Below are 25,790 nucleotides of genomic sequence, written 5' to 3' on the forward strand. Positions count from 1 at the left end.
ATGCCTGGCACACCGCACACCGTCCCCGTGCTGCCGCGGGACCTCGCAGACCTGCTCGCGGCCGGCACGGTGATCCCGGCGCATCCACTGGCTCTGGATGCGCACCGCACGCTCGACGAGCGCCGCCAGCGGGCGCTCACCCGCTACTACCTCGCTGCGGGCGCGGGTGGCATCGCCATCGCCGTGCACACCACGCAGTTCGAGATCCACGAGCCGGAGCGCGGGCTGCTGGAGCCGGTGCTCGCCCTCACGGCCGACGTGCTCGACGCGGAGGCCGACCGGCCGCTCGTCCGCATCTCCGGCGTGGTCGGGGACACAGCCCAGGCGGTGCGCGAGGCGGAGCTGGCCTCTGCCCTCGGCTATCACGCGGTGCTGCTCAGCCCGCGGGTCGCCGGGGCGGACGAGCACGCGCTGATCGAGCGCGCTGCGGCGGTCGGCGAGGTGCTGCCCGTCGTCGGCTTCTACCTGCAGGAGGCGATCGGAGGCCCGGTGCTCTCCCGGTCGTTCTGGCGCCGGTTCGCCGATCTGCCGTCGGTCGTGGCGGTGAAGGCCGCGCCGTTCGACCGCTACCGCACGGCGGAGCTGGTCCGCGGGGTCACCGAGTCGGACAGGGCGGGCGAGGTGAGCCTCTACACAGGGAACGACGACGCGATCGTGGCCGACCTGACCGCCAGCCACCATGTCGAGACTGCGACCGGGCTGCGCGACGCACGCTTCGTCGGCGGCCTGCTCGGGCAGTGGGCGGTCGGCACGCGCGCCGCGACGGGCGTGCTCTCGCTGGCGCATCGTGCGGCGGACGGCGACACGGCGGCCGCGGCCGAGCTCTCCGGTCTCGCGGCCGACCTCACCGACCTGAACGCCGCGGTCTTCGACCCGGCCAACGGCTTCGCCGGCGTGATCGCCGGGGTGCACGAGATGCTGCGTCAGCAGGGGCTTCTCGACGGCATCTGGTGCCTCGACGAGAACGAGACGCTGTCGCCTGGTCAGTCGGAGGAGATCGAGCGCGTCCGGCGCCAGTACCCTCACCTCAACGACGACGCGTTCATCGCGGAGCACCGCGACGAGTGGCTGCGCTGATGGCTGCGCTGATGGATGCCCCTCCGTCCGTCCTCGTGGCGGTGCCGTCCGGGCTGCGCGCAGAGTTCTTCACGCGGGACGACCTCGCTGTGCTGACGGCTGCGGCGACGACGCTCGGCGGGGGCGGCCTGGCCGTCGCCGAGTCCGTTGAGGACGGCAGGACCCGCTTCGACCTGACTGCGACGCAGGTGGCCGTCATCGCCTGGGGCGCCCCCCGCTTCGACGCCGCCCTGCTCGACCGGATGCCGGGGCTGCGGCTCATCGCGCACACCGGCGCGAGCGTGAAGCCGTTCGTGTCGGCGGAGTGCTTCGAGCGCGGAGTGCAGGTGACGCAGGCTGGAGCGGGGATGGCCAGGTCGGTCGCCGAGGTGTCGCTGGCGTTCACGCTCGCGCTGCTGCACCGCCTCCCGCGGTTCGATCACGCGCTGCACGGCGGCGCGGAGTGGAGTGTCGCGGAGGACGCGCCAGCCCGGCATGAACTCCTGGATGCCCCGATCGGCGTGGTCGGGGCGTCGCGCACCGGCCGCGCGTACCTGGAATTGCTCCGCATGCTCGGCGCGCGCATCCTGTTGGCCGACCCGACGCTGGACGCCGCAGACGCGAACGCGCTCGGCGCGACGCTCGTCCCGCTGGAGACCCTCCTCGCTGAGAGCCGCATCGTGGCGCTGCACGCGCCGTCGTTGCCGGAGACCAGACGGATGGTCGGGGCGCCGGAGCTGGCGCTGATGCCGGACGGCGCTGCGCTGGTCAACACGGCGCGCTCCTGGCTGGTCGACGAGGCGTCGTTGATCGCTGAACTGAAGACAGGGCGGATCGACGCAGCGCTCGACGTCTTCGACGACGAGCCGTTGCCGGTCGACCACGAACTCCGGACGCTGCCCAACGTGCTGCTCGCCCCGCACAAGGCGGCCGGCACGACGGAGGGGCGGCTGCGTCAGGGTCGGATCGTCACGGAGGAGGTCGGACGGTTCGCCGCGGGCGAGCGCCTGCTGCACACTGTCTCGTCCGCCGACCTCGAACGGATGGCGTGAGCGTGCGGGTGGCGTTCGCCGGGGTCGCGCACACGCACCCGTTCACCGACGCGAAAAACCTCCAGGAGCTGGGGGCGGAGATCGTTGGCGTCTGGGACGCCGACGACCCCGACAGGCTCGCCACGTTCTCCGAGCGGTTCGGTGCGCCGGTCGTCTCCAGTCTCGACGCCGGTCTCGACGCCCTGCTCGCCCTCCGGCCGGACGTGGTCGTCGCGACGCCGCGCACCGCCCGCGCGGCCGACGTGGCGGCCGCCTGCGCGGCCGCCGGGGTGCCGGTCTTCCTGAACAAGACCGTCGCCACCTCGGCGGCCGACCTGCGCAGGCTGGAGGCGCTCGCGCCGGCGTCGCGCTGGTTCAGCTCCTCCGTGCTGCGGTTCGCCCCGGAGGCCGTCGCGTTCGCCGACCGGATGCGCTCCGAACGTGCACTGTCCATCCAGGTGACCGCGCAGCACGACATCGGCGGGTTCCTCATTCCGGAGCGACGCTGGCAGGACGAACCGGACGGCGCGGGCGGCACCATGCTGAACGTCGGCATCCACGCGTACGAGCTGCTCGACCTCGTGACGGGAGGCACTCGCATCGAGATCGTCGACGCGACCTCCGCCCGTGGTTCGGTCGACACGATGTCGGAATCGTCAGCGCTCGTCAGGGCGCGCACGTCCACCGGCGTCCCGGTGAGCATCTCGATCAGCGGCGTCCCCGGACCGGACGAGTATGGCGTGCGGGTGGTGGCCGAGAGCGGCGTCCACACTCTCGCGCTCGGCGACGGCTCCGACCTCGGATACGCGGCGCTCGCCGCGGCGGTCGTCGCATTCGCCGGGAGAGCGGACGCGCCCGTCGCACCCGCGCGCACCATCGCCGTCTACCGATCGGCCATCGCCGCCGCGACCATCGCGCGCGGCCGGACGCTCGCAACGTCGGAGGCGCCGGCGTGACGGGCGTGGTGACACTGCGGGCCGCATCCACAGCAGACGACACGGGCATCGCCGCCCTCTGGGCCGAGGCCTTCGCCGAGCCGGGGATGCTCGACCAGTGGGAGCTGGACCCCAACCGGCACGCCTCCACCATCGTGGCGGAGGACGACAGCGGACTGGCCGGGAGCGTGTACCTGCTCGATCACGGTGTGCGTGGCGCCGGCGGCAGGATCGTCAGGGTGCTGGGGCTCGCGAACGTCGCCGTCGCGTCTCGGGCACGCGGCAGGGGCGTCGCCAGGATGCTCACCGGCGAGGCCGTCTCGTACGGGAGGCGCACCGGCTACGACTGGGCGCTCCTCTTCACCGGCACCCCGCACGTCTACGAGGGCGCGGGCTTCGTGGTCTTCGAGCAACGCAGACGCCGCGCCGGACACCTCGCGGCGGTGAACGACGCGAGCGGGCCGTCGACCCTGCGCACCAGCAGACGCCCGCTCGCGGACGTCGAGTCCGCTCGCCTCGCCGGGATGCACGACGCCGCCACGGCGGCGCTGCCGCTCAGCGCGATCCGCGACCAGCTCGGCTGGCGGCGTGCGTTCGGCTGGTACGCGGGCGCCGAGCTTTACCTCGCTGCCGGTCCCGACGCTCAGGATGCGGCGTACGCCATCGTCCGCACGGCCGGTGCGCAGCACGGCGGGTCGGACGCCGCCGTGCTGGAGGTGGGCGGCCACGCGGACGCGCTGGCGGCGATCGGCCGCTCCGCGCTCGTGGACCTGACCCGCGCCGGCGTCGGGACGATCGAGTTCGACCTGCCGGACGGCGCACCCTTCGACGCCATCGTCGCCGCCCTCAGCGCCGACGCCGTCTGGCAGCCGGACAACACCGGCATGATCCACCCGCTCGACGGAACGCTCGACGACGCCCTCGCGACGGCCGCGCATCCGCGAGCCCACCACTGGACGGGAGACTACCTGTGACGGCATTCGGAGCACGGCACGCTGTTCCTCACACCGACGCCGCCGTCGGAGTCGCCCGGCGCGACATCACGCCGCCCGTCGGGATCAGGGCCAAGAACTGGGGCCCGGCAGACTGGGAGCGCTCGGAAGGCGCGCACCGTCCGATGACGCTCACCGCGCTCGCCGTCGGCGGAGCGGACCCGCTTCTGCTGATCGCCGTGGACGGCACCTGGTGGCGGCGCGTGGACGACGAGTGGTCGGTGCGCTCGCGGGTGCTCGACGCCCTCGGCCTCCGCGACGAACAGCTCCTCATCGCCCTGTCGCACACTCATGCCGGGCCGGTGCTCTGCAGCGCAGACGCCGACCTGGACGGCGGGGAACTCATCCCCGCCTACCTGGACAGGCTTGCGGAAGCGGCGACCGCCGCCGGCCGCGAGGCGCTGCAGTCGGCCGAGCCCGCACGCATCGACTGGACCTCGGGCCGCTGCGCTCTCGCCGGTGACCGGGAACTCGACGTGGACGGCCGCGCGCTCGTCGGATTCAACCCGGAGGCGGAGGCGGCCGACGACACGGTCCTGATCGGCAGGGTCAGCGCGGAGGACGGCACGACGCTCGCGACGATCGTCAACTACGCCTGTCATCCGACCACCCTCGCCTGGCAGAACCGCCTCGTGTCCCCGGACTACGTCGGCGCGATGCGCGAACTGGTGGAGGAGGTGACCGGCGCCGCCTGTCTGTTCCTGCAGGGGGCGTCCGGCGAGCTCGCCCCGCGCGAGCAGTACACGGGTGACCTGGATGTCGCCGACCGGCACGGCCGCGCACTCGGGCACGCAGTGCTGTCGGCGCTCGACCTCCTGCCTGTTCCCGGCCACGAACTCGAACTGTCCGGCGTCGTCGAGTCCGGGGCGCCGCTCGCGCTGTGGACAGAGGCACGGCAGGCGCCGAGCGGCAGGATCGCCGCAGCCAAGGAGGCAGTCGCCCTCGACCTCGGGCCCCTTCCCTCCATCGCCGAGCTGGAAGAGCAGTGGGCCGACATCGACCAGCGCAGCAGAGCCGAGCGTCTCGGTCGGGCGCGCAACCTCCGCGACGGCTATGTCACGGGGCCGCAGGTGGAGCATCCGGTGTGGACCTGGTTGCTGGGCGACGCTGTCGTGGTCGCGCACCCCGGCGAGGCGTACTCGCGGCTGCAGCGCACGGTGCGCGCGGCGTTCCCCGACCGGCCCGTGATCGTGATGAACCTCACCAACGGGCCAGGGTTCGTCTACCTGCCGACGCGCGACGCCTACGAGCGCGGCGCATACCAGGCCTGGCAGACCCCGCTCGCCCCCGGCTCCCTCGAACGACTCGAGGACGCAGCACGCACCGCCATCCGCACGATCATCGAGGAGCAGCAATGACGCAGCCACCGGTTCCACCCCGCACCGCCGCGAGCTCGCGGCGCGGACTGATCGTCGGCCTCGGCGCCGTCGCTCTCGGAGGGGCAGGGGTGCTCGGCAACTCCGCTCCGGCCGGCGCCGCTGTGCCGCAGACCCCCGACTCCTCCGGGTCGTCAGGACAGGTGCGGCAGGTGCGGACCGTCGCCGACCTCGGGCGCATCCAGGCGCGCGACGGAGAGCTCGCCCTGGCGGCCGGCTATCGCCGCTCGGGGGACGCCGGGCGGCTGATCTTCCGCGGGGCGAGCGGCAAGGGGCAGCGCGTCAACGGCGGCACCGTCGTGCCGGGCAAGGGCGGCACCGTCTGGCTTCTGCAACACGACGGCACGCTCGACTTCCGCGTCTTCGGCATCACCGGGCCGGATCGCCCGGCCGACGACGCGCTCGACGCGCTCGTGGGTGACCCGTCCGTGGAGCGGATCGAAGCGCACACCGACCTGAACTTCGTGCGGCGGCACGTCTTCACTCGGTCCCGCATCGAACTGGACTTCGGCGGTCACCTCGTCACCACCGAGGGCATCGAACCGAACAGCCACGACAACCCGTTCGGCGCGGTCCTCTTCTTCACCGGAACGCCGGACGGCACCACCGTGAAGCACGCACTGGCCGAGGCGTGGCCCGAGCTTACGGACGCCGTCGCCGTCCCGGACGCCGCCGCGTTCCCCGTGGACACCTGGTGGGCTGTTCAGGTAGACCCGGTTTCCGGCGGCGGCTCGGACGAGCGCGAACTGCAGCGCTTCGTGCGGGTGACGCAGCAGCTCGATGCGTCGCACATCCGGGTCGACTACCTGAACGGCTGGCCGCTCGACGCCGGTCGGGGCATGACCTGGCGCCGGGTCGCGCCGGTCGAGCGCGTGCAGGTGCGCAACCTGCGATTCGTCGGCTCAGGGCCGTACACAGGGCCGACAGACGGATCGCTGCCGGATGCGCGCGAACTCACCGGCTCGCACCCCACCGCGTTCGAGTACGCGGTGCACTGCGACGTCTCCGACATCCACGCCTCCCGCACCTGGTGGCCGGTGGTGATGCGGAGGTGGAATACCCACTTCGTCACCGAGCGCTGCTCGATCGAGAACCCGCCCACCGTGTTCTATGGAGGGGCCGGGTATCTCACGCAGCAGATCTACTGCCTCTACGGTCACGTCCGTGACTGCACGTCATCGAACGCCAGGCACCTCAACGACCTCACGGCCAGCGCATACTGCATGGTCGAGAACTGCCACGGAGACGGCGACGACCAGGGCGGCAACCCCTTCACCACCCACGGTCAGTACGAGCACGACCTGACGTTCATCGGATGCTCCGGCCTGATGGACATCGCCAACTCCGGCGCGCAGTGGGGCACGTCGGCGAAGCGCATCACGGTGCGCGACCACGTCTGCTCCTGGTTCGTCGCCGGCACCAAGATCACCGACCTGACGCTGGAGAACGTCCGGGTGGTCGGGCGTTCCACCTTCGATCCGCAGGCGACGCTGACCATCAACGCCGACGGCGCCCAGCTGCGTGGATGCACGGCCGGACTGTTCGCGGTCGGCCAGCGCAGCGCCCGCTCCAGCCGTCCCACCGTGATCGAGGACTGCACGTTCTCCCTGCCGAAAGGGCAGGTGCTGGTGCAGACACCGGTCACAGCGACGGTCTCGTTCGTGCGCTGCCGGATCGACGGAATCGACGGGACGGTCGCCAGGGGCGCGGGCGCGGTGCGCTTCACCGACTGCGACCTCAGCGGTCCGGCCGCCGGCGACCCGTTCCAGCTCGCCGGCGTGGAGGTGAGCGTGCGCGGCGGAACGATCGACGGCGTCGCCCTGGTCGCGACGGCCGCGAAGGATCAGCTCGTGACCATCGACGGGGTGCGGCTCAGCACCGTGCGCACCTCGGGAGCGACGATCAGCAGGGCCGCAGGATCCGGAGTCGTCACCTGGCGCGTCGACGGCGTCAGCTCCACCGCTCCCGGCGGCACGCCGCACCTCGCGATCGAGTCGGGGGTCAACCACGCGCGGATCGTCGGCTCCCAGTTCGCAGGCGGGCGCATCCAGTTGCCGTCGGCCGGCTTCTCCGCACCATCCACACTCCTCTACGACGCGTCGATCGAGCGCGGCGTCGAGCGGACCATTCCCGAAAAGACGACCCGAATCATCGTCGGCGACAGCATCGTCGTCGACTGACACGAAAAGGAATCACGGATGAACAGTCTCCAGGGCACCAGGCGCGGCATGATCGTCGGCCTCGGCGCGGTCGTGCTGGGCGGGGCCGGCGCGATCGGCGCCGTCTCTCCGGCCGACGCCGCCGTCGCGGCCAAGAACGACAACTCCGGATCGCTGCGGCAGGCGCGCACCGTGCGCGACCTCGCGGGCATCAAGGCGTCCGACGGCGAGCTGGTCGCGGTCGCCGGGTACAGCACGCCGGGCGACGCGGGGGACCTCGTCTACCGCGGAGCGTCGCGCTTCACGGGCGAGCCGAACGGTGGCACCGTGATCGCGGGCAAGAACGGCACGGTCTGGCTGCTGCAGCACGCCGGTACCGTCGACTTCCGGCAGTTCGGTGTCTTCGGTCCTGACAAGAATGCCGACGACGCTCTGGATGCGATGGTCGCCGACCCGGCCGTCTCGCGGATAGAGGCGCACACCGACCTGAATTTCGTGCGGCGGCACGTCTTCACCCGCTCCGGCCTCGACCTCGACTTCGGCGGTCACCTGATGACGGCGGAGGGCATCGAGGCCAACTCGACCGACAACCCGTTCGGCGCCGTCCTGTTCTTCACGGGCGTCGTGTCCAAAGACGCGCAGGCGGCGACTCTGACCGAGACGATCCCCGATCTCGGGGACATCTTCCAGGTCGCAGACGCCTCGTGGTTCGCCGTGGACTCCTGGTACGCCGCCGACGTGAACGCGCTCAGCGGACGCTGGGAGAAGGAGCTCCAGAAGCTGGTGCAGGTCACGCAGATCGTCGACGCGACCCACATCCGCGTGAACTACAAGAACGGCTGGCCGCTCAAGGCCGGGCGCACGATCACCTGGACCAGAGTCGAACCGGTGCAGAACATCCGGATCAGCAATCTCGTCTTCCGCGGAAAGGGCACCGATCCGATCACCGGCGCGCACCCGATCGCGTTCGAGTACGCCGTGCGCTGCGACGTGGAGAAGGTGGTCGGCTCTCTCACCTTCTGGCCGCTGATCATGCGCCGCTGGAACACCTTCTACTCCACGATCGAGTGCACGCTCTCCAACCCCACCTCGGTCACATACGGCGGCGCCGGCTACCTCACGCAGCAGATCTACTGCCTCTACGGCTACGTGGCCAATTGCCACACCTCGAACGCGCGGCACCTGAACGACTTCACCGCCAGCGCGTACTCGATGGTGGAGAACTGCCACGGCGACGGAGACGACGAGGGCCCGTTCGTCACCCACGGCCAGTACGAGCACGACCTCACGTACACGGGCAACTCCGGCCTGATGACGTTCGCGAATTCGGGCGCGGCCTGGGGGTCGGCGGCGAAGCGCATCACCGTGCGCAAGCACGTCTGCTCCTGGTTCGTCGCCAGGGTCCGGATCACCGACCTCACCCTCGAAGACGTGAAGGTCATCGGCAAGCCGTCGCTGGCCGGCTCCGGGATGCTCTGGATCAACGCCGACGGCGCCCAGCTGACCGGATGCACGGCCGACAGCACCCTGGTGATCAGCCAGTCGTCGTCGGCGTCTTCTCGGCCGACCGTGATCAGGGACTCCTGGTTCCGGTTCGCCGCGCCAGGCAATCTCACCGACGCGAGCGTCACGGTGCCGGTGCTCTTCGACGGGACCACCCTCGAAAACGTGGGCGGCATGAAGATCCTGGGCACAGGGGACGTCACCTTCCGCGGCAGCACCCTGACCGCCCCGGCCGGCGCGGACGCCGTCCAGACCTCCTCGGCGCGCACCCGGTTCAGCGGCAGCACGATCGACGGCGTCTCCGTCGTCGCCACCGGCGGAGCGGCTCAGACGGTCGAGGTCACGGGCGGAAGCACCGTGACCGGTGCAGGAGGGACGGCGCTCGGCCGGGGAGGGAGCGCGGCGCTCACCATGCTCCTGGCCGACAGCACGTTCGCCAGGTCGGAGGCCGGCGGCGCCCACGTCTCCCTGACCGGCGGCACCAACCACTACCGCGCATCCGGGTGCCGCTTCGACGGTGGCAAGCTCGAGTTGTCCAGCGCGGCGTTCGGGTCGGGCTCGACCCTCCTGCACACGGCGAACGTGGAGACGTCGGTGAAGCGCGTCGGCTTCCCGGACGACTCCGACCGGATCGTCACCGCAGGCAACATAGCGGTCTGAACCGCGACCGCACCCCCGTTCCACCAGGAAGGACCATCATGACCGCAACCACCTCCGCAGAACCCACCCCCTCGGCATCGTCCCCAGCCACAGCGTCCGGCTCCGCCCCCGTCGCCGTCGTCACCGGCGGGGCGGCCGGCATCGGCTGGGAGATCGGCCGCAGACTCGCCGCCGACGGCTACCGGGTCGTCGCCGCCGATCTCGTGCCGGGCTTCACCGAGACCGCACCCGTCGACGGCATCGTGCATCGCCCGCTCAACGTGACGGACCCCGACGACGTCACAGCGGTGTTCGACGGGATCGCGTCCGAGTTCGGGCGGATCGACGTGGTCGTGAACAACGCGGGCATCCAGCGGCACCGCGCGATCGAGGACCTGGCCTGGGACGAGTGGCGCGCCGTCGTCGACGTCAACCTGCACGGGGTCTTCCTCTGCCTGCAGGCCGCCGGACGGCACATGCTCGCGGCGGGTGGCGGGCGGATCGTGAACATCTCCTCCATCTCGTCCCGCGGTTCCGCCGGTCGGGCGCCGTACGCGGCGACGAAGGCGGCCGTGATCGGACTGACCGCGACCGCCGGGGCGGAGTGGGCTGCCCGAGGGGTGCGAGTCAACGCCGTCGCGCCCGGCTACGTCGACACCGGTGTGTTCCGCCAGGGCGTCGCGGCGGGGACGCTGAACGAGCAGACCATCCTCGCGCGCATCCCGGCCGGGCGGCTCGCACAGGCGACCGAGATCGCCGCGGGGGTGTCGTTCCTGGTGTCCGACCAGGCGTCGTACATGAACGGACAGACCATGTACGTCGACGGCGGCTTCATGGTCGACTACGGCGTGCCGCTCGCCTCGGTGCCCAAGCCGTGACCGTCGCCACCTCGTCCGCTCCGGATGCGGTGGTCCGCGACCTCCGCACCGCCACCGTCTCCGTGCCCCTCGCCCGACCGCTCTTTCTCGGCGCGATGACCGTCACCCGGCGCGAGTACGCCGCCGTGCAGGTGTCCGACGGCGACGGCAACACCGGCATCGCTTACGGCCTCACCCGCGAGGCCCCGATGGGCGAGCTGGTCGAACGGCTGATCGCGTCGCACGTGGTCGGCGGCGCGCTCGACGTGCCGGAGCTGTGGCAGCGGGCGCTGCGCGGCAGCGCGATCGTCGGACGCGTCGGCCTCGTGCGCCGGGCCATCGGACTGGTGGACATCGCCATCTGGGACCTTCTCGGCCGGCGCCTCGGCACTCCGGTCTGGCGGCTGGTCGGCGCGGACGACAGCCCGCGCAGCACGATGCTGGTCGCGGCGTACCCGACCCCGGGGCGCACCGTCGCCGATCTCGTGGACGACGTCGTCGCACAGGCCGAAGACGGCTGGCCGCTCGTGAAGCTCTCCCGCTCGCCGGACCCTGCGCTGATGCGCGACCTGCTCGCGACCCTGCGGCGCGAGCTGCCGCCGAGCACCGGCATCGTGGTCGACGTGGGCTTCGGCTGGCCGGATGCCGACACGGCCATCGCCGAGGTCGCGGAGTGGGGAGATCCCGAGCTCGCGTGGCTCGAAGACCCGCTCCTGCCGGAAGACATCGCCGGATGCGCCAGGTTGCGTGCGGCGACGGGCCTCCGTGTCGGGGTCGGCGACGAGGTCACCGACCCCGGCGTCCTGAAAGCTCTCGCCGATGGCGGCGCCATCGACCTGGCGCGGCTCGACGTCGTCGCCATCGGCGGGATCACCCCGGCACTCGACTTCGCCGCCTGGGCGGAGGAGAGGGGGCTCCCGGTGTCCTGCCACATCAGTCCGGAAACCAGCGCGCACCTCGGCCACGGAGTCGGACTGGAGACTTTCGGGCGCGGACGGGGAGGCAACCCATACGATCCATCGCCGACGCTGATCGACGGCGGCCCGGTGTTCGCGGGAGGGACGGCCCGTCCGACCCAGGAGCCCGGTCTCGGCTTCTCGTTCGCTCCGGGTACCTTCGACTTCGGGAGGAACGCATGAAACGCAGCGTCGTGGTCACCGGAAGCGGCAAAGGCATCGGACGCGGGATCGCCGAACGGCTCACCGCCGACGGGTGGGTCGTCGTCGGCGTCGAGAGGAGCGCATCCCGATCGGTGGAGGACGGCGTCTGCGCGGCGGTCGTGGTCGGCGACAGTGCGGACAGGCAGACGCACCTCCGGGCCGCCGAGCGCGCCAGAGAGCTCGCGCCCCTCGGCGGCTGGGTCAACAACGCCGGGATCACCCGCCGGACCCCGTTGCACGAACTGGACGAGGCCGCCGTGCGCGAGATCGTCGAGATCAACGGGCTCGGTTACCTGTGGGGATGCTCGGCCGCCGTGTCCGCATTCGTCGACCAGGGAACGCCGGGGGCCATCGTCAACGTCGGCTCCATCCACGGTCGCGCGAGCTTCGTCGACCACGCGGCATACGAGTTCACCAAGGGCGGCATCGACGCCCTGACCAGGAGCGTCGCCGTCAGTTACGGGCCGTACGGCATCCGCGCGAACACCGTCGCTCCCGGCGGCGTGCGTACCCCCCACCTGGATGCGCAGATCGCCGCGGCCGCCGATCCGGAAGCCGAGGAACGCGGCCTCGCAGAAGGCCCGCCGATGCGCAGGATCGCCACCGTCGAGGAGGTCGCAGCGCTCGCCGCGTTCCTGCTCGGCGGAGAGGCGTCGTACATCAGCGGCCAGTCGATCGCGGTCGACGGAGCCTGGACCGCGTCGTTCGGCGCACCGTCGCCCGACCAGGCGCTCACCGAACGGTTCCGGCTCAGGCCTTGAGCATGGAGGCGCGGCGGATCAGGCCGTCGCGCACGTCGAACGTCGCGATGGTCTCGGTGCCGACGCCGTCGTTGACCACGTTCTCTCGCGCGACCACCCAGCGGTCGCCGAACAGCGTCGTCGCGTCGATGCTGCAGCTCAGCAGCGGGTTGTCGAGACGCCCGGCGTAGAACGCGCGGATGGCCGCCCGGCCGACCAGCGGAGCCTCGGCGACGCCCGTGACGACGGCGTCCTCGGCGTAGGTCGCGACGAAGGCGTCGAGGTCGTGCGCGTTGAACGCATCCACTTGGGCTGTCACGGTCTGCAGGGCGGCGATGGCCGTCATCGGTGTCTCTTCTCGTCTCGTGGTGGGCTGGACTCGGCGTGCTGGTCGCGTCGACGTGCTCAGTCGATGCGGACGCCGCCGTTGACGTCGTAGGTGGCGCCGGTCACGAAGCCGGCCCTCGGCGATGCGAGCGTTCCGATGATCCACGCCACGTCGTCCGGCACTCCGAACCGGCCGACCGGGATCGACGATTCGAGCGCAGCGCGTCCCTGGTCGGAGAGTTGGTCGGTGATCGCGCTGGTGACGGGTCCGGGGGTCACCGCGTTGACGCGGATGCCTTCCGCGGACAGGTGCCTGGCGAAGCTGCGCGTGATGGCCAGGATCGCGCCCTTGCTCGCCGCGTAGTGCATCCCGGTCTGCAGGGCGCCGACCTGTCCGGCGATCGACGAGAGGTTGATGACCGAGCGGTCGCCGTCGGCGGCGCGCAGTATGGGGAGGGCTGCCCTGGTGAGCAGGAAGGTGCCGCGCCCGTTGGTCTCCATGACGGCGTCCCATTCGTCGATGTCGATGTCTTCGAAGCTGCGGTACGGGCACACGCCTCCGTTGTTGACGAGGACGTGCAGCTCGCCCCAGGCGGCGGCGACCTCGGCGACGAGCGCGTCGATGGAGGCGGGGGAGCGCAGGTCGAGCCTGCTGATGCGCACCTCCGGCGCTCCGGCCTCGGCGCAGAGGTCGGCGACGCGCCGCGCCGCCTCCTCTCCCGAGGTGTACGTGAGCCAGACGGCGTTGCCGTCCGCGGAGAGCTGCACGGCGGCCGCCGAGCCGATTCCGGAGCTTGCGCCAGTGACGAGTGAGCGGCGAGGAGTCATACCCAGAACGCTATAGCATTTCCTCCGAATGCGTCGGGAGCGAGCGTCGAATGTGGCGCAAAAACGCTAGATGCTATAGCGTTTTGGCATGACTTCCGACCTTGTCGTGATCACCGACTGCGACCTGCCGGGCAGCGCGGCCGAAGACACACTGCGCGCGGCCGGCCTCACAGCGAACAGAGCAGCGTCCCCGTCCGCCGACGACATCGTCGCCGCGGCGGAAGACGCATCCGCTCTCATCGTGCAGTGGGCGCCCATCACCGCAGCCCTGCTCGACCGGCTCCCCTCCGTGCGCTTCATCAGCAGGCTCGGCATCGGCTACGACATGATCGACGTTGCGGCGGCCAGCGAGCGTGGCGTCCTGGTCGCGAACACGCCCGCGTACTGCATCGACGAGGTCGCGACGCACACCATCGCGATGATCCTGGGGCTCGGCCGCGGCCTGCTCGGCCACGACCGCGCCGTGCGCAATGGGGAGTGGTCGGCCGTCGCCGCGACCCCGATGGCCGTGCGGCCGTCCGCGACCACCATCGCCGTCGTCGGCTACGGCCGCATCGGCTCCCTCGTCGCCCAGCGGTGCAGCGCCCTCGGTTTCCGCGTGGTCGTCGCCGACCCCGTGGTGCCCGCCGACCGCATCCTGAGCGATGGGCTCGAGCCGGTCACTTTCGCCGACGCCGTCGCCCAGGCCGACGTGCTCACCCTGCACGCGCCCCTCACAGCGGCGACCCACCACCTCATCGGGGCGCCGGCGATCGCCTCGATGAAACCGGGCGCCGTGATCGTGAACACCTGCCGCGGCCCGCTGATCGACGAGGACGCTCTGGCCGACGCGCTCGAGACCGGGCGGATCGCCGGCGCCGCGATCGACGTCTTCGCCACCGAGCCGCTGCCCGCAGGCAGCAGGCTCCGGATGCTCGACAACGTCCTGCTCACCCCGCACGCCGCCTGGTACTCGCCGCAGGCGCTGGCCGACCTGCCCGTGCACGCCGCGGCCAACATCATCGACCACTGGGCCGGCAGGCCCGTACCCGCCATCGTGAACGCCGCGGCGGCGCAGCCCGTCCGCTGATCCCGCCCACCAGGCAACAGAAGGAGAACCCCGGATGCGCTTCCTGCGACTCGGAGACCAGGGCGCCGAACGCCCGCACCTGCGCGACGCTGACGGCACCGTTTACGACCTGAGCGGCGTGACGGACGACATCGACCCCGCGTTCTTCGCGACGGACGGCGTCGCCCGCTCCCGCGAGGCGCTCCGCTCCGGAACGCTGCCCGTCGCCTCCGGCTGGCGGGAGCTCCGGGTCGGCGCGCCGGTCGCGCGCCCGGCGGCGATCATCTGCATCGGCCAGAACTACGCCGCGCACGCCGCCGAATCCGGTGCGGAGCCGCCCAAGCATCCCATCGTCTTCTTCAAGCACCCGAACACGCTCGTCGGCCCGGATGACGACGTCCTCCTTCCGCCGGGGGCGCAGCGGGCGGACTGGGAGGTCGAGCTCGCCGTGGTCATCGGCCGCCGGGCACGCTACCTCGCCTCCCCGGCCGATGCGCTCGACCACATCGCGGGCTTCGCCGTCTCCAACGACGTGTCCGAGCGCGAGTACCAGCTCGATCTGTCCGGCGGCCAGTGGTCCAAGGGCAAGTCGAGCGAGACGTTTAACCCGTTCGGCCCGGAGCTGGTCACCCCCGACGAGGTCGACCACACCGCCCTGCGGCTGCGTTCGGCCGTCAACGGCTCGCCACGACAGGACTCGACGACCGCCGACCTGATCTTCGGCGTCGAGCACCTGGTGTGGAACCTCAGCCAGTTCCTGGTCCTGGAGCCGGGGGACATCGTCAACACCGGGACGCCGCAGGGTGTCGCGCTCTCCGGTCGCTTCCCATACCTGGCGGACGGCGACACGATGGAGCTGTCCATCGACGGTCTCGGCACGCAGCGCCAGCGGGTGCGGCGGGTGGTGCTGGCGGCGTAGTCCGCCGGACTCCGCGTTCAGGCGAAGGCGTACGGGCGGTCCGGCAGCCCGGTCGCGTCGACGCGGGCGGTGAACAACGCTCCGGATGCGGGGAACTCGCGGAGCTGCTGCGGCGTGAGGTGCTGCTGTGCGGTCGTCACCACGAGCAGGTCCAGGTCCGGCCCGGCGAAGGCGACGCTCGACGTGTGCGGCGCGAGCGGGGTGGTCACCACATCCAGCGGCCGTCCGTCCACGCCGAAACGGCGCACCTCGCCTGCGCCCCACAGCGCGATCCAGAGTGCGCCGGAGCTGTCGACGCACATCCCGTCGGGGAAGCCGTCGACCAGCAGGTGCCGCGAGCGTGCGCCGGTGGCGCCGGTGTCCGCGTCGTAGTCGCGCGCCCAGACCGTCCGCGCCGCCGTGTCGACGCTGTACAGGACGGCGCCGTCCGGCGACCAGCCGATGCCGTTCGAGAGGCCGAGGTCGTCGTCGATGACGCGCACGTCGTCGCCGGTCACCTGCAGCAGCCGTTCGGCTCCCACCGTGTCGTCGAGCGTCATCGTGCCGACGAGCAGCCGACCGTCCGGGCCGACCGCCGCGTCGTTCGTGCGGCTGACCGCACCCGGCCCGACCAGCACTGGGCCGCGCTCCCTGCGTCCGTCCTGGCGCAGGACGACAAGCTCGCGCTCCCCGGCGACCACCAGCGACCCGTCCGCGGCGGGAACGACCGCGCCCACCATCCCGTCGAACGTGTGACGACCGACCACGTCGATCTCGTCGCCGTGCAGTTCCCCCTCGAAGACCGCGCCGCCCAGGATGTCCACCCAGAGCAGGCGGCCACGCCGCGCATCCCAGACCGGACCTTCGGCCAGTTCGAACGCCTCGGTGGTCGCCCTGCCGGCGGCATACGCAGTCATCCATCGATCCTTTCACGCCGGCGGGGCGCGTCCTGGCAGAGAATGAGGGGATGACCTTCCACGCCTCCGACCGGCTCGTCCCCGTCACGGTCAATCGGATCGAGATCGAAGCCCACGTGCCGTTCGAGACGCTGCGGCGTGCGTTCGAGGCGGAGGTGCCTCTGGTCGATTCCGCCCGGTTCGAGCAGTTGGTGGCCGACGGCGCGGAGTGGAAGAGGTTCGCTCAGGAGGCTGAGGGGAACGGCATTCACCGGTTCGTCGCGTTCTGGCGGCACTACCCCTCCGCGATCATGCGGGTGGGCGGGGCGGACATCCCGAGTGCGAGCTATCTGATCGGCGACTACGTCACCGTATCCAGAGTGTTCCGGCACGACCCGGGTGCGATGCTGTACACGCCGACCAGGATCGAGCTGCACGCCGGTCGCAACGGCGGCACGATCCTCACCGTCGACCAGCCCAGCTCCCAGCTGGTGAGCCTCGGGAACAACAAGATCACGCAGGCGGGCTACGAACTCGACCGGATGCTCGGCGACCTGCTCGAAGAGCTCGGCCTCCCGCGCCCGGAGGCGCTGCGGAGGTAGAGCTACCCCTCCGCCCGCACCCCTGCATCCACCGCCTGCACCGGCACCAGTCGCCGCAGCTGCGTCACGTGCTTCGGGCTCAACTCGTCGAGACTCGCGACCTCCAGCAGCTGCATCGTCCGGATGATCTGGTCGCGCAGGATCTCGATGGTGCGGTCGACGCCCGCGCGGCCTCCGGCCATCAGGCCGTAGAGGTATGCGCGGCCGATCAGTGTGAATTTCGCGCCGAGGGCGTATGCGGCGACGATGTCCGCCCCGTTCATGATGCCGGTGTCGATCGCGATCTCGGTGTCCGCCCCGACCTCGCGCACCACCTGGGGGAGCAGGTGGAAGGGGATGGGCGCCCTGTCGAGCTGCCGCCCGCCGTGGTTGGAGAGGACGATGCCGTCGACGCCGAGGTCGACCAGGCGGCGGGAGTCTTCGACGTTCTGGACGCCCTTCACCACGATCTTGCCGGGGAAGAGGTCGCGGATGATCGCCAGGTCGTCGAAGCTGATCGACGGGTCCATCGCCGCGTTGAGGAGGTCGCCGACCGTGCCCCCGGTGGCCGAGAGCGACGCGAATTCGAGCTTCGGGGTGGTGAGGAAGTCGTACCACCACCACGGCCGGGGGATCGCGTTGACGATCGTGCCGAGAGTGAGCTGCGGCGGGATGGAGAAGCCGTTGCGCTTGTCGCGCAGGCGGGCGCCCGCGACAGGGGTGTCGACCGTGAAGAAGAGGGTGTCGAAGTCGGCGGCCGCCGCGCGGCGGACCAGCTCGTAGGAGATCTCGCGGTCGCGCATCACGTAGAGCTGGAACCAGTTGCGGCCGACCGGGTTGGCCGCCTTGACGTCCTCGATGGAGGTGGTGCCGAGCGTCGAGAGAGTGAACGGGATGCCGGCGGCGGCGGCGGCGCCGGCCCCGGCGGTCTCGCCCTCCGTCTGCATCAGCCGGGTGAACCCGGTCGGGGCGATGCCGAAGGGGAGGGCTGAGCGGCCGCCGAAGATCTCGCATCCGGTGTCGACCGTCGACACGTCGCGCAGGATCGACGGGTGGAACTCGATGTCCTCGAACGCCTGGCGCGCGCGGGCGAGCGAGAGCTTCTCCTTCGGCGGCGCCTTCGGTGTAGTCGAACGCAGCTTTGGGGGTGCGGCGCTTGGCGATCGTGCGCAGGTCGCCGATGGTGAGCGCGCCCTGCAGGCGGCGCTTCTTGGCGTCGAGCTCCGGCTTCTTGAACTTCATGAGCTCGAGGAGCTCGGCGGGCTTGGGGACCTGGCGAGTGACCATGGATGTGCCTAACGGGGTTCGAGGTGAGAGGGGGACGTTGACGTGGAAGTGGGGAGGGGCGCGGCGTCGCGGTAGTACCCGCTGATGTGGTCGTGCACCAGGGTCTGTGCACCCGTCCGGTCTCCGGAGCGGATCGCGCCGACGATCGCGCGGTGCTCCCCGCGCAGCCGGTCGGCCATCGCCTCCCAGTCGTGGATGCGTTCGAGTCCGGAGACCACATAGCTCTCGATGGAGCTGCGCAGCCCGGCCATCATCGCCGCGACGACGGTGTTCCCCGACGCCTCCGCGAGCGCCAGGTGGAACTGCGCGTCGAGCGCGAGGAACTCCTGCGGGGTGAGCGCGGTGTCGTCCATGGCGTCGAGAAGCTGCTCCGCGTCGTCGAGCGCGATGTCTGCAGGCCGTTCGGCGAGGTCGACGGCGACGGCCGTCTCCAGCAGGAGGCGGGTGCGCACGACGTCGGCGACAGGGAACCCGCTCGCCGCGACCTGAAGGCGCATGAGCGCCTGCATCCCGCCGACTGGTCGCGCCACGATGATCGCACCGGAGCTCGGTCCGGAGCCGGTCTGTGTGCGCACGAGCCCCATCGCCTCCAGGACGCGGATGGCTTCGCGCACGCTGGACCGGGCGACGCCGAGGTCGGCGGCGAGCGCGCGCTCGGCGGGGAGGTGATCGCCGAGGCGGAGGTCGCCGTCGACGAGCCTGGCCTCGATGGAGGCGAGAACGCCCTCCCAGGCTCGCGGCTCTGCGGTCGTCATCGTGCTCCCTCGCTGCGGTCGGCCGGAGGTTCAGCGTGTGGTCCGACCATGTGGTCCGTCCACACTATCCGCCGGACCGTCCGCTGTCCAGAGCCGAGATCAGCTCGCCGCGACCGGCCGCACGCCGTCCACCTCGTCCGCGTCCACCTCGTCCGCATCCACCTCGCTCGCCGCGGCGACCGCCTCGGCCGACGGAGCAGCGTTCAGTGCCCGGCGGCTGAGCAGGAACAGCCCGGCGCCGAGTACGAACGTCAGCAGTTCGGTCACCGTCATCGCCCAGATCACGCCGTTCAGCCCGAACACGGCGTTGCCGATCAGCACCACCGGGATGAACAGGACGCCCTGCGAGACCGCCATGATCGTGGCGTTCCTGATCTGCTCCGTCGCCTGGAACACCGCGATCACCAGACCGGTGAACCCGTTGAAGAGCGTGGAGACGAGCATCGCCGTGAGGATGAGCGTGCCGTCCTCGATCACCGACGGGTCGGCGCTGAACGCGGCGAACACCTGGTCGCGGAACAGGAACACGATGGTCGAGAACACCAGCGTGATCCCCGCGATGGCGATGGCGCTTCCGGCGATGGCCTTGCGCAGCCTGGCGTGGTTGCGGGCCCCGTATGCGTAGGCGAAGAGCGGGATCGCACCCATGAACACGCCCATGCAGATCATCTCCGGCAGCTGCACGATCCGCAGGGCGACGCCCATCGCGGCGAGCAGGGAGGCGCCGTATGCGATGGCGATCCAGTTCATCACGAGGGTCGTGACGATGAGGAACGACGACATCAGCAGCTCGGAGGCGCCGACGCCGAACACGGTCTTCACCAGCTCGCGGTCGGCGCGGAAGTGCTTGGGCGAGAGCGAGACGGCACTGCTCTTCTTCGTCAGCCACCACACGTAGTATCCGACGGTCACCACGTTGGAGAGCCCGAGCGCGATGCCCGCTCCGAGCACACCCCAGCCGAGCACCAGGATGAACAGCACGTCGAAGACGAGGTTGGCAACAGTGGATGCGATGAGCCCGGTCATCGAAGCGACCGCCGCGCCCTCCGCCCGCACGAGCTGTTCGAGCGAGAACGCCGCGACCAGCACCGGCGCGAAGCCGAACATCGCTCCGATGTACAGCGCCGTCGGCTGCAGGGAGTCGCCGCTCGCGCCGACCGCCATGGCCAGCGGTTCGGCGAACACCAGTCCGAGGACCCCGATCACCACGCCGGCCGCAAGCGCGCCCCACATCGTGAACGAGGAGACCTGCTTGATCCTGGTGGATGCGCCCGCCACGGCGGCCTGGTCCGCATCCGGATCGTCGTGCATCCCGAGCAGGCGGGACACGAAGGTGCCGCCGCCGACCCCGAACACCCCGCCGATCGCCATCAGCAGGGCGAAGACAGGGAGGGAGAAGGTGAGCGCCGCGAGCAGCGGCGTGGAGTGGAGGGCGCCGATGAATCCGGCGTTGATGATGTTGTAGACGACGCCGACCGAGAAGCCGGCGATCATGGGCACGCAGAGGTGCACCAGGGAGCGCCAAATGGGCGCAGAGGCGAGGTAGGTACGGTTCGAGGACATGACGGAACCTCCGTTCCGGTAACGGCTTGTGAAGTGGGTGAGTAGAGGAGTGGGCTGGCTGTGTCAGCCGGCCCGGCGGCCGCGCTCCGGCGGTCCGTCTGGGAACGGTTCGATGCGGTCGGCGACCCGTTGCAGGAGCTCGATGAGCTGGTCCTGCTCCGCGGCGTCGAGCACCGAGAACGCCTGTTCCTGTTCTGCGGCGAGGTCGTCCTGGAATCCGGCGACGACCGTCGCGCCCAGCGCGGTGACGCTGATGAGCTTCACCCGCGAGTCGTCTGGGGACGCCGTGCGGGTGATGTAGCCGCGCTCCTCCAGCCCCTGCAGGAGGCTGGCGACGCTGGCCGGGGTGGTGCCGGACATCTCGGACAGTTCGCGGGCGATCACTCCGCGTTCCTGGTGCTCCTCGATGTAGCCGAGGGTGAACGCCTGGGACCTGCTCAGGCCGCTGCTGCGCACCCAGGCGTCCGCCGTCGCCCGCTGGGCGAACGACAGCGTGCGGATGAGCGCGGTCAGCTGTTCGGATCTCTTCGACATAGTTAGAAACCTAATAGTTAGAAATCAAACTGTCAACCCCCGGATGCGCACCCCTTCACCGCCAAGATGGTGCCACGGTCCCACACCCCCGTCGGCGGCCCTGGCACCGCCGCCCGATCCGCCGGAGAGGCCCCTCCCATAGCGTCGAAGCATGAGCGACAACACCCGTCCGACCATCGAGTCCGCCGCCCAGAATCCCCCGCCCAGGAAGCGGGGACGGAAGTTCCTTCGCGTCACCCTCGTGACCGTCGTCAGCATCGTGGCCGTGGTGGTGCTCACCCTCGCAACCACCACCACGATCAACGCCATCGCCAGCGCCTCCGAGGCGAAAGAGCTCAAGAAGTACGGCCGCCTGGTCGACGTCGACGGCAAGAAGATGAACGTCGACATCCAGGGCGCCGGCGCGCAGACCGTCGTGCTGCTGCCCGGTTTCGGAACGGCATCGCCGGTCATCGACTTCGCGCCACTGGTCGAGAAGCTGAAATCGCACTACCGGGTGGTCGTCGTCGAGCCGTTCGGCTATGGACTGAGCGACGAGACCGACCGGCCGCGGACCAACGCCAACATCGCCGGCGAGGTGCACGGAGCGCTGCAGGCGCTGCACATCGACCGGTATGTCCTCGGCGGCCACTCCATCGCCGGGATCTACGGCCTCCAGTATGCGAACACCTACCGCGACGAGGTGACCGCATTCGTCGGCATCGACAGCAGCGTCCCCACCCAGCCGGGGATGGACGAGGAGTTCCCGATCGACGCGCTGCGCACGCTCAAAACCCTCGGCCTGCTCCGGATCATGACGGCGGCCGCCGGAGACCCGTATGCCGGGCTCCCGTACACCGACGAGCAGAAGCAGCAGATGACGATCCTGTCGAACCGCAACGGCTTCACGGCGACGTACGCGAGCGAGATGGAGCACTTCGCCTCCAACTTCCGCGACGCGCAGAAGCTCTCCTTCCCGAAAGACCTCCCGCTCCTGCTGTTCGTGCAGGCGGACAACACGGACGTCGACGGCTGGATGACCCTGCACAGGGAGCAGGCTGCGAGCGTCGAGCACAGCGAGCTCGTCCCGCTGGACGCCGACCACTACCTGCACCACACGAAGTCGGCGGAGATCGCCTCCGCGATGGAGGCGTTCCTGACGGCCGGGTAGCGCGCCTCCGGCGACCTCGTGACAGGATGCTTGCGATAGGCATCCACATCGCCAGGAGGTCGCCATGCCGTCCAGCAATCACCGGGTCGCCGTGCTCGTGCTCGACGGCGCGAAACCGCTCGATGTCGGCATCCCCGCCCAGGTGTTCTCGCACCGGCCGAGCATGCCGTACGAGGTGCGCGTCTGCGGGGCCGCTCCCGGGCTCGTCACCGGCGGTGACGGCCTCTCGTATCACGTGGCCGACGGCCTCGACGCCCTCGAAGATGCGGACACCGTCTTCGTCCCCGGCTACCGGGAGCCGGCGACGACCGAGCCGTCCGCTGCCGTCGTCTCCGCGCTCCGGGCCGCCAACGAACGCGGCGCGCGGCTGGCCGCCATCTCCACCGGCGCGTTCGCGCTCGCCGCGGCCGGGCTCCTCGACGGCAAGCGTGCCACGACGCACTGGCACTACACCCGGGCGCTCGCCAGCAGATACCCGCTCGTGCGCGTGGACGAGAACGTGCTGTTCGTCGACGCGGGCGACGTGCTCACCTCGGCGGGAGCGGCCTCCGGGATCGACCTCAGCCTGCACCTGGTGCGGCGCGACCACGGCGTCGCGCTGTCCAACCACGTCGCACGCCGCCTGGTCGCCGCGCCGTACCGCAGCGGCGGACAGGCGCAGTATGTTCCGCGCAGCGTCCCAGAGCCGCTCGGCGACCTGTTCGCCTCCACTCGGGAGTGGGCGTTGGAGCACCTGGCCGAACCGCTGACACTGGATGCGCTCGCCGCCGATGCCCGCGTGTCCCCGCGCACGTTCTCCCGCCGCTTCGTGGAGGACACCGGATACACCCCGATGCAGTGGGTGCTCCGGGCGCGCGTCGACCTGGCCAGGGAACTCCTCGAACGCAGCGACCTCGGTGTGGAGCAGATCGCCGACCGCGTCGGTCTGGGCAGTGGCGCCAACCTGCGGCTGCACTTCCAGCGCATCCTGGGCACCTCGCCGACGGAGTATCGGCACACGTTCTCCGCCTAGGCCGTCGCGACGCGCACGGCAACACGAGGCGAGATCCTTGCGCACACTGTCGTTCGAGCCACTGTCGCAGCCGGGCGTGGCCACCGAGCATGGAAGGCGGAACGAAAGGAACCCACCCCATGACCCGCATCGCCATCAACGGTTTCGGCCGGATCGGACGCAACACCCTCCGTGCACTGCTGGAGCGCGGCAGCGACCTGGAGGTCGTCGCCGTCAACGACCTCACCGCTCCGGAGACCCTCGCCCACCTGCTGAAGTACGACAGCACCCTCGGCCGTCTCGGCCGCAGCGTCGAGGTCGACGGGACGGACCTCGTGGTCGACGGCCGCCGCATCCGGGTGCTGGCCGAGCGCGAGCCCGCCGACCTGCCCTGGGCGGAGCTCGGCGTGGAGATCGTGCTGGAGTCCACCGGCCGCTTCACCTCCGCCGACGCCGCTCGCGCCCACCTCCGCGCCGGTGCGAAGCGCGTCCTCGTGAGCGCACCGTCCGACGGTGCGGACGTCACCCTCGCCTACGGCGTGAACACCGCAGCGTACGACCCGGAGAAGCACGTCATCGTCTCCAACGCGTCCTGCACGACCAACGCCCTCGCGCCGCTCGCCGCCGTGCTGGACGACCTGGCCGGCATCGAGCACGGCTTCATGACCACGGTCCACGCATACACGCAGGAGCAGAACCTGCAGGACGGCCCGCACCGCGACCTCCGCCGCGCCCGCGCCGCGGGCGTCAACATCGTGCCGACCACCACCGGAGCAGCCAAGGCGATCGGCCTCGTGCTTCCGAACCTCGACGGCAAGCTCTCCGGCGACTCCATCCGGGTTCCTGTTCCTGTCGGCTCGATCGTGGAGCTGAACACGACGGTGGCGCGCGAGGTGACGCTCGACGAGGTGCTCTCCGCCTACCGCGACGCCGCTGCCGGACCGCTGAACGGCGTCCTCGAATACGCCGACGAGCCGCTGGTCTCCTCGGACATCACCGGCCAGCCCGCGTCTTCGATCTTCGACGCGGCGCTCACCAGGGTGAGCGGCACGCACGTCAAGGTCGTCGCCTGGTACGACAACGAGTGGGGCTTCTCGAACCGCGTGGTGGACACGCTGGAGCTGCTCGCGAGCTGACCGGGCGGCAGGCGCACGCAGCGCAGCGTTCATGTCGCCACAGCGTGACGAGGCCGGCGAAGACCGGCTCTGCGTGCGTCACGCCGGTCAGGGTCCGGAAGCACATCCTGAAAGGCGTGGGAACCTCCTGGGAATCACCGGGCGCGGATCGGGAGCGAGTTGGGACGGTTCCTTCGCCGACGGTAAGGTAAGGCTATCCTCAGCCCCCGTACCAAGGAGAAGTTTCTGTGCGACGCATACTCACGGTCACCGCCGGTCTCACGGCCGCCGCGCTTGCGCTCACCGGCTGTGCCTCGTCCGGCGGCGACACCTCGTCGCCGTCCGCGACCGAGTCGATCCGCGGCACCAGCCTGACCGTGTACAACGCTCAGCACGAGGAGCTGACCCAAGCCTGGGCCGACGCGTTCTCGAAGCAGAGCGGCGTGAAAGTCATCCTGCGCAACGGCGGGGATGCGGAGCTCGGGAACCAGCTCGTGCAGGAAGGCGCAGCGTCACCGGCAGACGTGTTCCTGACGGAGAACTCACCGGCGATGTCACTTGTCGACAACGCCAAGCTGTTCAGCGAAGTGGATGCTGACACGCTGAAGAACGTTCCGAGCGCGTACAAGCCGTCGACGGGCACCTGGACCGGAATCGCTGCGCGTTCGACCGTGGTCGTCTACAACCCCGCGAAGATCGCGGCCGGGGACCTGCCGAAGTCGATCATGGACCTGCAGAACCCCGAGTGGAAGGGGCGCTGGGCCGCCTCGCCGTCCGGAGCGGACTTCCAGGCGATCGTGTCCGCGATGCTCGCAGAGAAGGGCAAGACCGAGACTCTCGCGTGGCTGAAAGCGATGAAGACGAACTCGGTGGCGTACAAGGGCAACAGCACGGTGATGAAGGCGGTGAACTCCGGCGAGGTCCCGCTGGGGGTGATCTACCACTACTACTGGTTCATCGACCAGGCCGGCACCAAGGAGAACAGCGCGAACACCAAGCTCGCCTACTTCAAGAACCAGGATCCTGGGGCCTTCGTCAGCATCTCCGGAGGCGGAGTTCTGAAGTCCAGCAAGCACCAGGCTGCCGCGCAGGCGTTCCTCGCGTTCATCACCTCCAAAGCCGGTCAGGACATCCTCCGAACGGGCACGAGCTTCGAGTATCCTGTCGCCAGCGATGTGGCCCCCAACGCTGTCCTGCCGCCGCTGGACACGCTGGAGGCTCCGACGATCGACCCGAGCAAACTCAACAGCAAGACCGTGACCGATCTGATGACCGAAGCAGGGCTGATCTAACTGACCGATACTGCACGCCGTGCATCCGCAGCCTCTGTCGCGGGAAAGGGCGCTGAACAGGGGGGTCGGCGGCCATC

23 protein-coding genes and 1 pseudogene are annotated in these 25,790 nt (G+C 70.4%); 17 read left to right on the forward strand and 7 right to left on the reverse strand.

What is annotated here, in order from left to right; genetic code table 11:
* From AC37TH_RS07300 to AC37TH_RS07345, 10 genes are read left to right on the forward strand one after another with little or no spacing between them, the layout of a single operon-like run.
* Entirely contained in the window at window positions 1-1,077 is a 1,077-nt protein-coding gene (locus AC37TH_RS07300; protein WP_490763670.1) for a dihydrodipicolinate synthase family protein, read from the forward strand.
* Window positions 1,077-2,108: a hydroxyacid dehydrogenase gene (locus AC37TH_RS07305; RefSeq protein ID WP_490763671.1), complete on the forward strand. Its 1,032-nt coding sequence runs from the start codon at window positions 1,077-1,079 to the stop codon at window positions 2,106-2,108. The genes AC37TH_RS07300 and AC37TH_RS07305 overlap by 1 nt, the downstream gene beginning before the upstream one ends.
* The gene (locus tag AC37TH_RS07310; RefSeq protein ID WP_490763672.1) at window positions 2,105-3,043 is read left to right on the forward strand and encodes a Gfo/Idh/MocA family oxidoreductase; all 939 of its coding nucleotides are present in this window, start codon (window positions 2,105-2,107) and stop codon (window positions 3,041-3,043) included. Before AC37TH_RS07305 ends, AC37TH_RS07310 begins: the two co-directional genes overlap by 4 nt.
* Entirely contained in the window at window positions 3,040-3,996 is a 957-nt protein-coding gene (locus AC37TH_RS07315; protein WP_490763673.1) for a GNAT family N-acetyltransferase, read from the forward strand. Before AC37TH_RS07310 ends, AC37TH_RS07315 begins: the two co-directional genes overlap by 4 nt.
* Window positions 3,993-5,372 (forward strand): hypothetical protein, encoded by a 1,380-nt coding sequence (locus tag AC37TH_RS07320; protein WP_490763674.1) that lies wholly within the window; start codon window positions 3,993-3,995, stop codon window positions 5,370-5,372. Before AC37TH_RS07315 ends, AC37TH_RS07320 begins: the two co-directional genes overlap by 4 nt.
* Window positions 5,369-7,570 (forward strand): peptidase C14, encoded by a 2,202-nt coding sequence (locus tag AC37TH_RS07325; RefSeq protein ID WP_490763675.1) that lies wholly within the window; start codon window positions 5,369-5,371, stop codon window positions 7,568-7,570. The genes AC37TH_RS07320 and AC37TH_RS07325 overlap by 4 nt, the downstream gene beginning before the upstream one ends.
* 18 nt (window positions 7,571-7,588) lie before the next feature.
* A complete protein-coding gene (locus tag AC37TH_RS07330; protein ID WP_490763676.1) occupies window positions 7,589-9,712 on the forward strand; it encodes a peptidase C14 in 2,124 nt (707 codons plus the stop codon).
* A 38-nt stretch (window positions 9,713-9,750) separates the two neighbouring features.
* On the forward strand, window positions 9,751-10,569 hold the full coding sequence (locus AC37TH_RS07335; protein WP_490763677.1) for an SDR family NAD(P)-dependent oxidoreductase: 819 nt from the start codon (window positions 9,751-9,753) through the stop codon (window positions 10,567-10,569).
* Entirely contained in the window at window positions 10,566-11,687 is a 1,122-nt protein-coding gene (locus AC37TH_RS07340) for an enolase C-terminal domain-like protein (protein WP_490763678.1), read from the forward strand. Before AC37TH_RS07335 ends, AC37TH_RS07340 begins: the two co-directional genes overlap by 4 nt.
* Window positions 11,684-12,469 (forward strand): SDR family NAD(P)-dependent oxidoreductase, encoded by a 786-nt coding sequence (locus tag AC37TH_RS07345; protein WP_490763679.1) that lies wholly within the window; start codon window positions 11,684-11,686, stop codon window positions 12,467-12,469. Before AC37TH_RS07340 ends, AC37TH_RS07345 begins: the two co-directional genes overlap by 4 nt.
* On the opposite strand, the gene AC37TH_RS07350 is transcribed toward AC37TH_RS07345, so the two are convergent.
* Window positions 12,459-12,794, reverse strand: a complete 336-nt coding sequence (locus AC37TH_RS07350; RefSeq protein WP_490763680.1) for a nuclear transport factor 2 family protein — start codon at window positions 12,792-12,794, stop codon at window positions 12,459-12,461. The two genes, AC37TH_RS07345 and AC37TH_RS07350, sit on opposite strands and share 11 nt — an antisense overlap.
* Before the next feature lie 59 nt (window positions 12,795-12,853).
* Window positions 12,854-13,603, reverse strand: a complete 750-nt coding sequence (locus AC37TH_RS07355; protein WP_490763681.1) for an SDR family NAD(P)-dependent oxidoreductase — start codon at window positions 13,601-13,603, stop codon at window positions 12,854-12,856.
* A gap of 88 nt (window positions 13,604-13,691) precedes the next feature.
* On the opposite strand from AC37TH_RS07355, the gene AC37TH_RS07360 reads away from it, so the two are divergent.
* Window positions 13,692-14,672, forward strand: a complete 981-nt coding sequence (locus AC37TH_RS07360) for a C-terminal binding protein (protein WP_490763682.1) — start codon at window positions 13,692-13,694, stop codon at window positions 14,670-14,672.
* Between the two features lie 34 nt (window positions 14,673-14,706).
* A complete protein-coding gene (locus AC37TH_RS07365) occupies window positions 14,707-15,570 on the forward strand; it encodes a fumarylacetoacetate hydrolase family protein (protein ID WP_490763683.1) in 864 nt (287 codons plus the stop codon).
* 17 nt (window positions 15,571-15,587) lie between these two features.
* On the opposite strand, the gene AC37TH_RS07370 is transcribed toward AC37TH_RS07365, so the two are convergent.
* On the reverse strand, window positions 15,588-16,466 hold the full coding sequence (locus tag AC37TH_RS07370) for an SMP-30/gluconolactonase/LRE family protein (RefSeq protein ID WP_490763684.1): 879 nt from the start codon (window positions 16,464-16,466) through the stop codon (window positions 15,588-15,590).
* Between the two features lie 50 nt (window positions 16,467-16,516).
* On the opposite strand from AC37TH_RS07370, the gene AC37TH_RS07375 reads away from it, so the two are divergent.
* Window positions 16,517-17,047: a hypothetical protein gene (locus tag AC37TH_RS07375; protein WP_490763685.1), complete on the forward strand. Its 531-nt coding sequence runs from the start codon at window positions 16,517-16,519 to the stop codon at window positions 17,045-17,047.
* 2 nt (window positions 17,048-17,049) lie between these two features.
* On the opposite strand, the pseudogene AC37TH_RS07380 reads toward AC37TH_RS07375, so the two are convergent.
* The 4 genes and pseudogenes from AC37TH_RS07380 to AC37TH_RS07395 form a co-directional block, all read right to left on the reverse strand.
* Window positions 17,050-18,313: pseudogene (locus AC37TH_RS07380) on the reverse strand (alpha-hydroxy acid oxidase).
* Window positions 18,314-18,321: 8 nt separating this feature from the next.
* Entirely contained in the window at window positions 18,322-19,068 is a 747-nt protein-coding gene (locus tag AC37TH_RS07385) for a FadR/GntR family transcriptional regulator (RefSeq protein ID WP_490763686.1), read from the reverse strand.
* A gap of 99 nt (window positions 19,069-19,167) precedes the next feature.
* Window positions 19,168-20,631: an MATE family efflux transporter gene (locus tag AC37TH_RS07390; protein WP_490763687.1), complete on the reverse strand. Its 1,464-nt coding sequence runs from the start codon at window positions 20,629-20,631 to the stop codon at window positions 19,168-19,170.
* Between the two features lie 63 nt (window positions 20,632-20,694).
* Window positions 20,695-21,165 (reverse strand): MarR family winged helix-turn-helix transcriptional regulator, encoded by a 471-nt coding sequence (locus tag AC37TH_RS07395; RefSeq protein ID WP_490763688.1) that lies wholly within the window; start codon window positions 21,163-21,165, stop codon window positions 20,695-20,697.
* Between the two features lie 151 nt (window positions 21,166-21,316).
* On the opposite strand from AC37TH_RS07395, the gene AC37TH_RS07400 reads away from it, so the two are divergent.
* From AC37TH_RS07400 to AC37TH_RS07415, 4 genes are all read left to right on the forward strand, one after another.
* Window positions 21,317-22,315 (forward strand): alpha/beta fold hydrolase, encoded by a 999-nt coding sequence (locus AC37TH_RS07400; RefSeq protein WP_490763689.1) that lies wholly within the window; start codon window positions 21,317-21,319, stop codon window positions 22,313-22,315.
* Window positions 22,316-22,379: 64 nt separating this feature from the next.
* Window positions 22,380-23,327, forward strand: coding sequence for a GlxA family transcriptional regulator (locus AC37TH_RS07405; RefSeq protein ID WP_490763690.1), 948 nt, complete (start codon window positions 22,380-22,382; stop codon window positions 23,325-23,327).
* Window positions 23,328-23,446: 119 nt separating this feature from the next.
* Entirely contained in the window at window positions 23,447-24,442 is a 996-nt protein-coding gene (gene gap / locus AC37TH_RS07410; RefSeq protein WP_490763691.1) for a type I glyceraldehyde-3-phosphate dehydrogenase, read from the forward strand.
* A gap of 227 nt (window positions 24,443-24,669) precedes the next feature.
* Window positions 24,670-25,713 carry an iron ABC transporter substrate-binding protein gene (locus tag AC37TH_RS07415; RefSeq protein WP_490763692.1) on the forward strand — a complete coding sequence of 348 codons (1,044 nt, stop codon included), beginning with the start codon at window positions 24,670-24,672 and terminating at the stop codon, window positions 25,711-25,713.
* Window positions 25,714-25,790 lie beyond the last annotated feature (77 nt).

Source organism: Leifsonia sp. McL0627 (genome assembly GCF_058244615.1).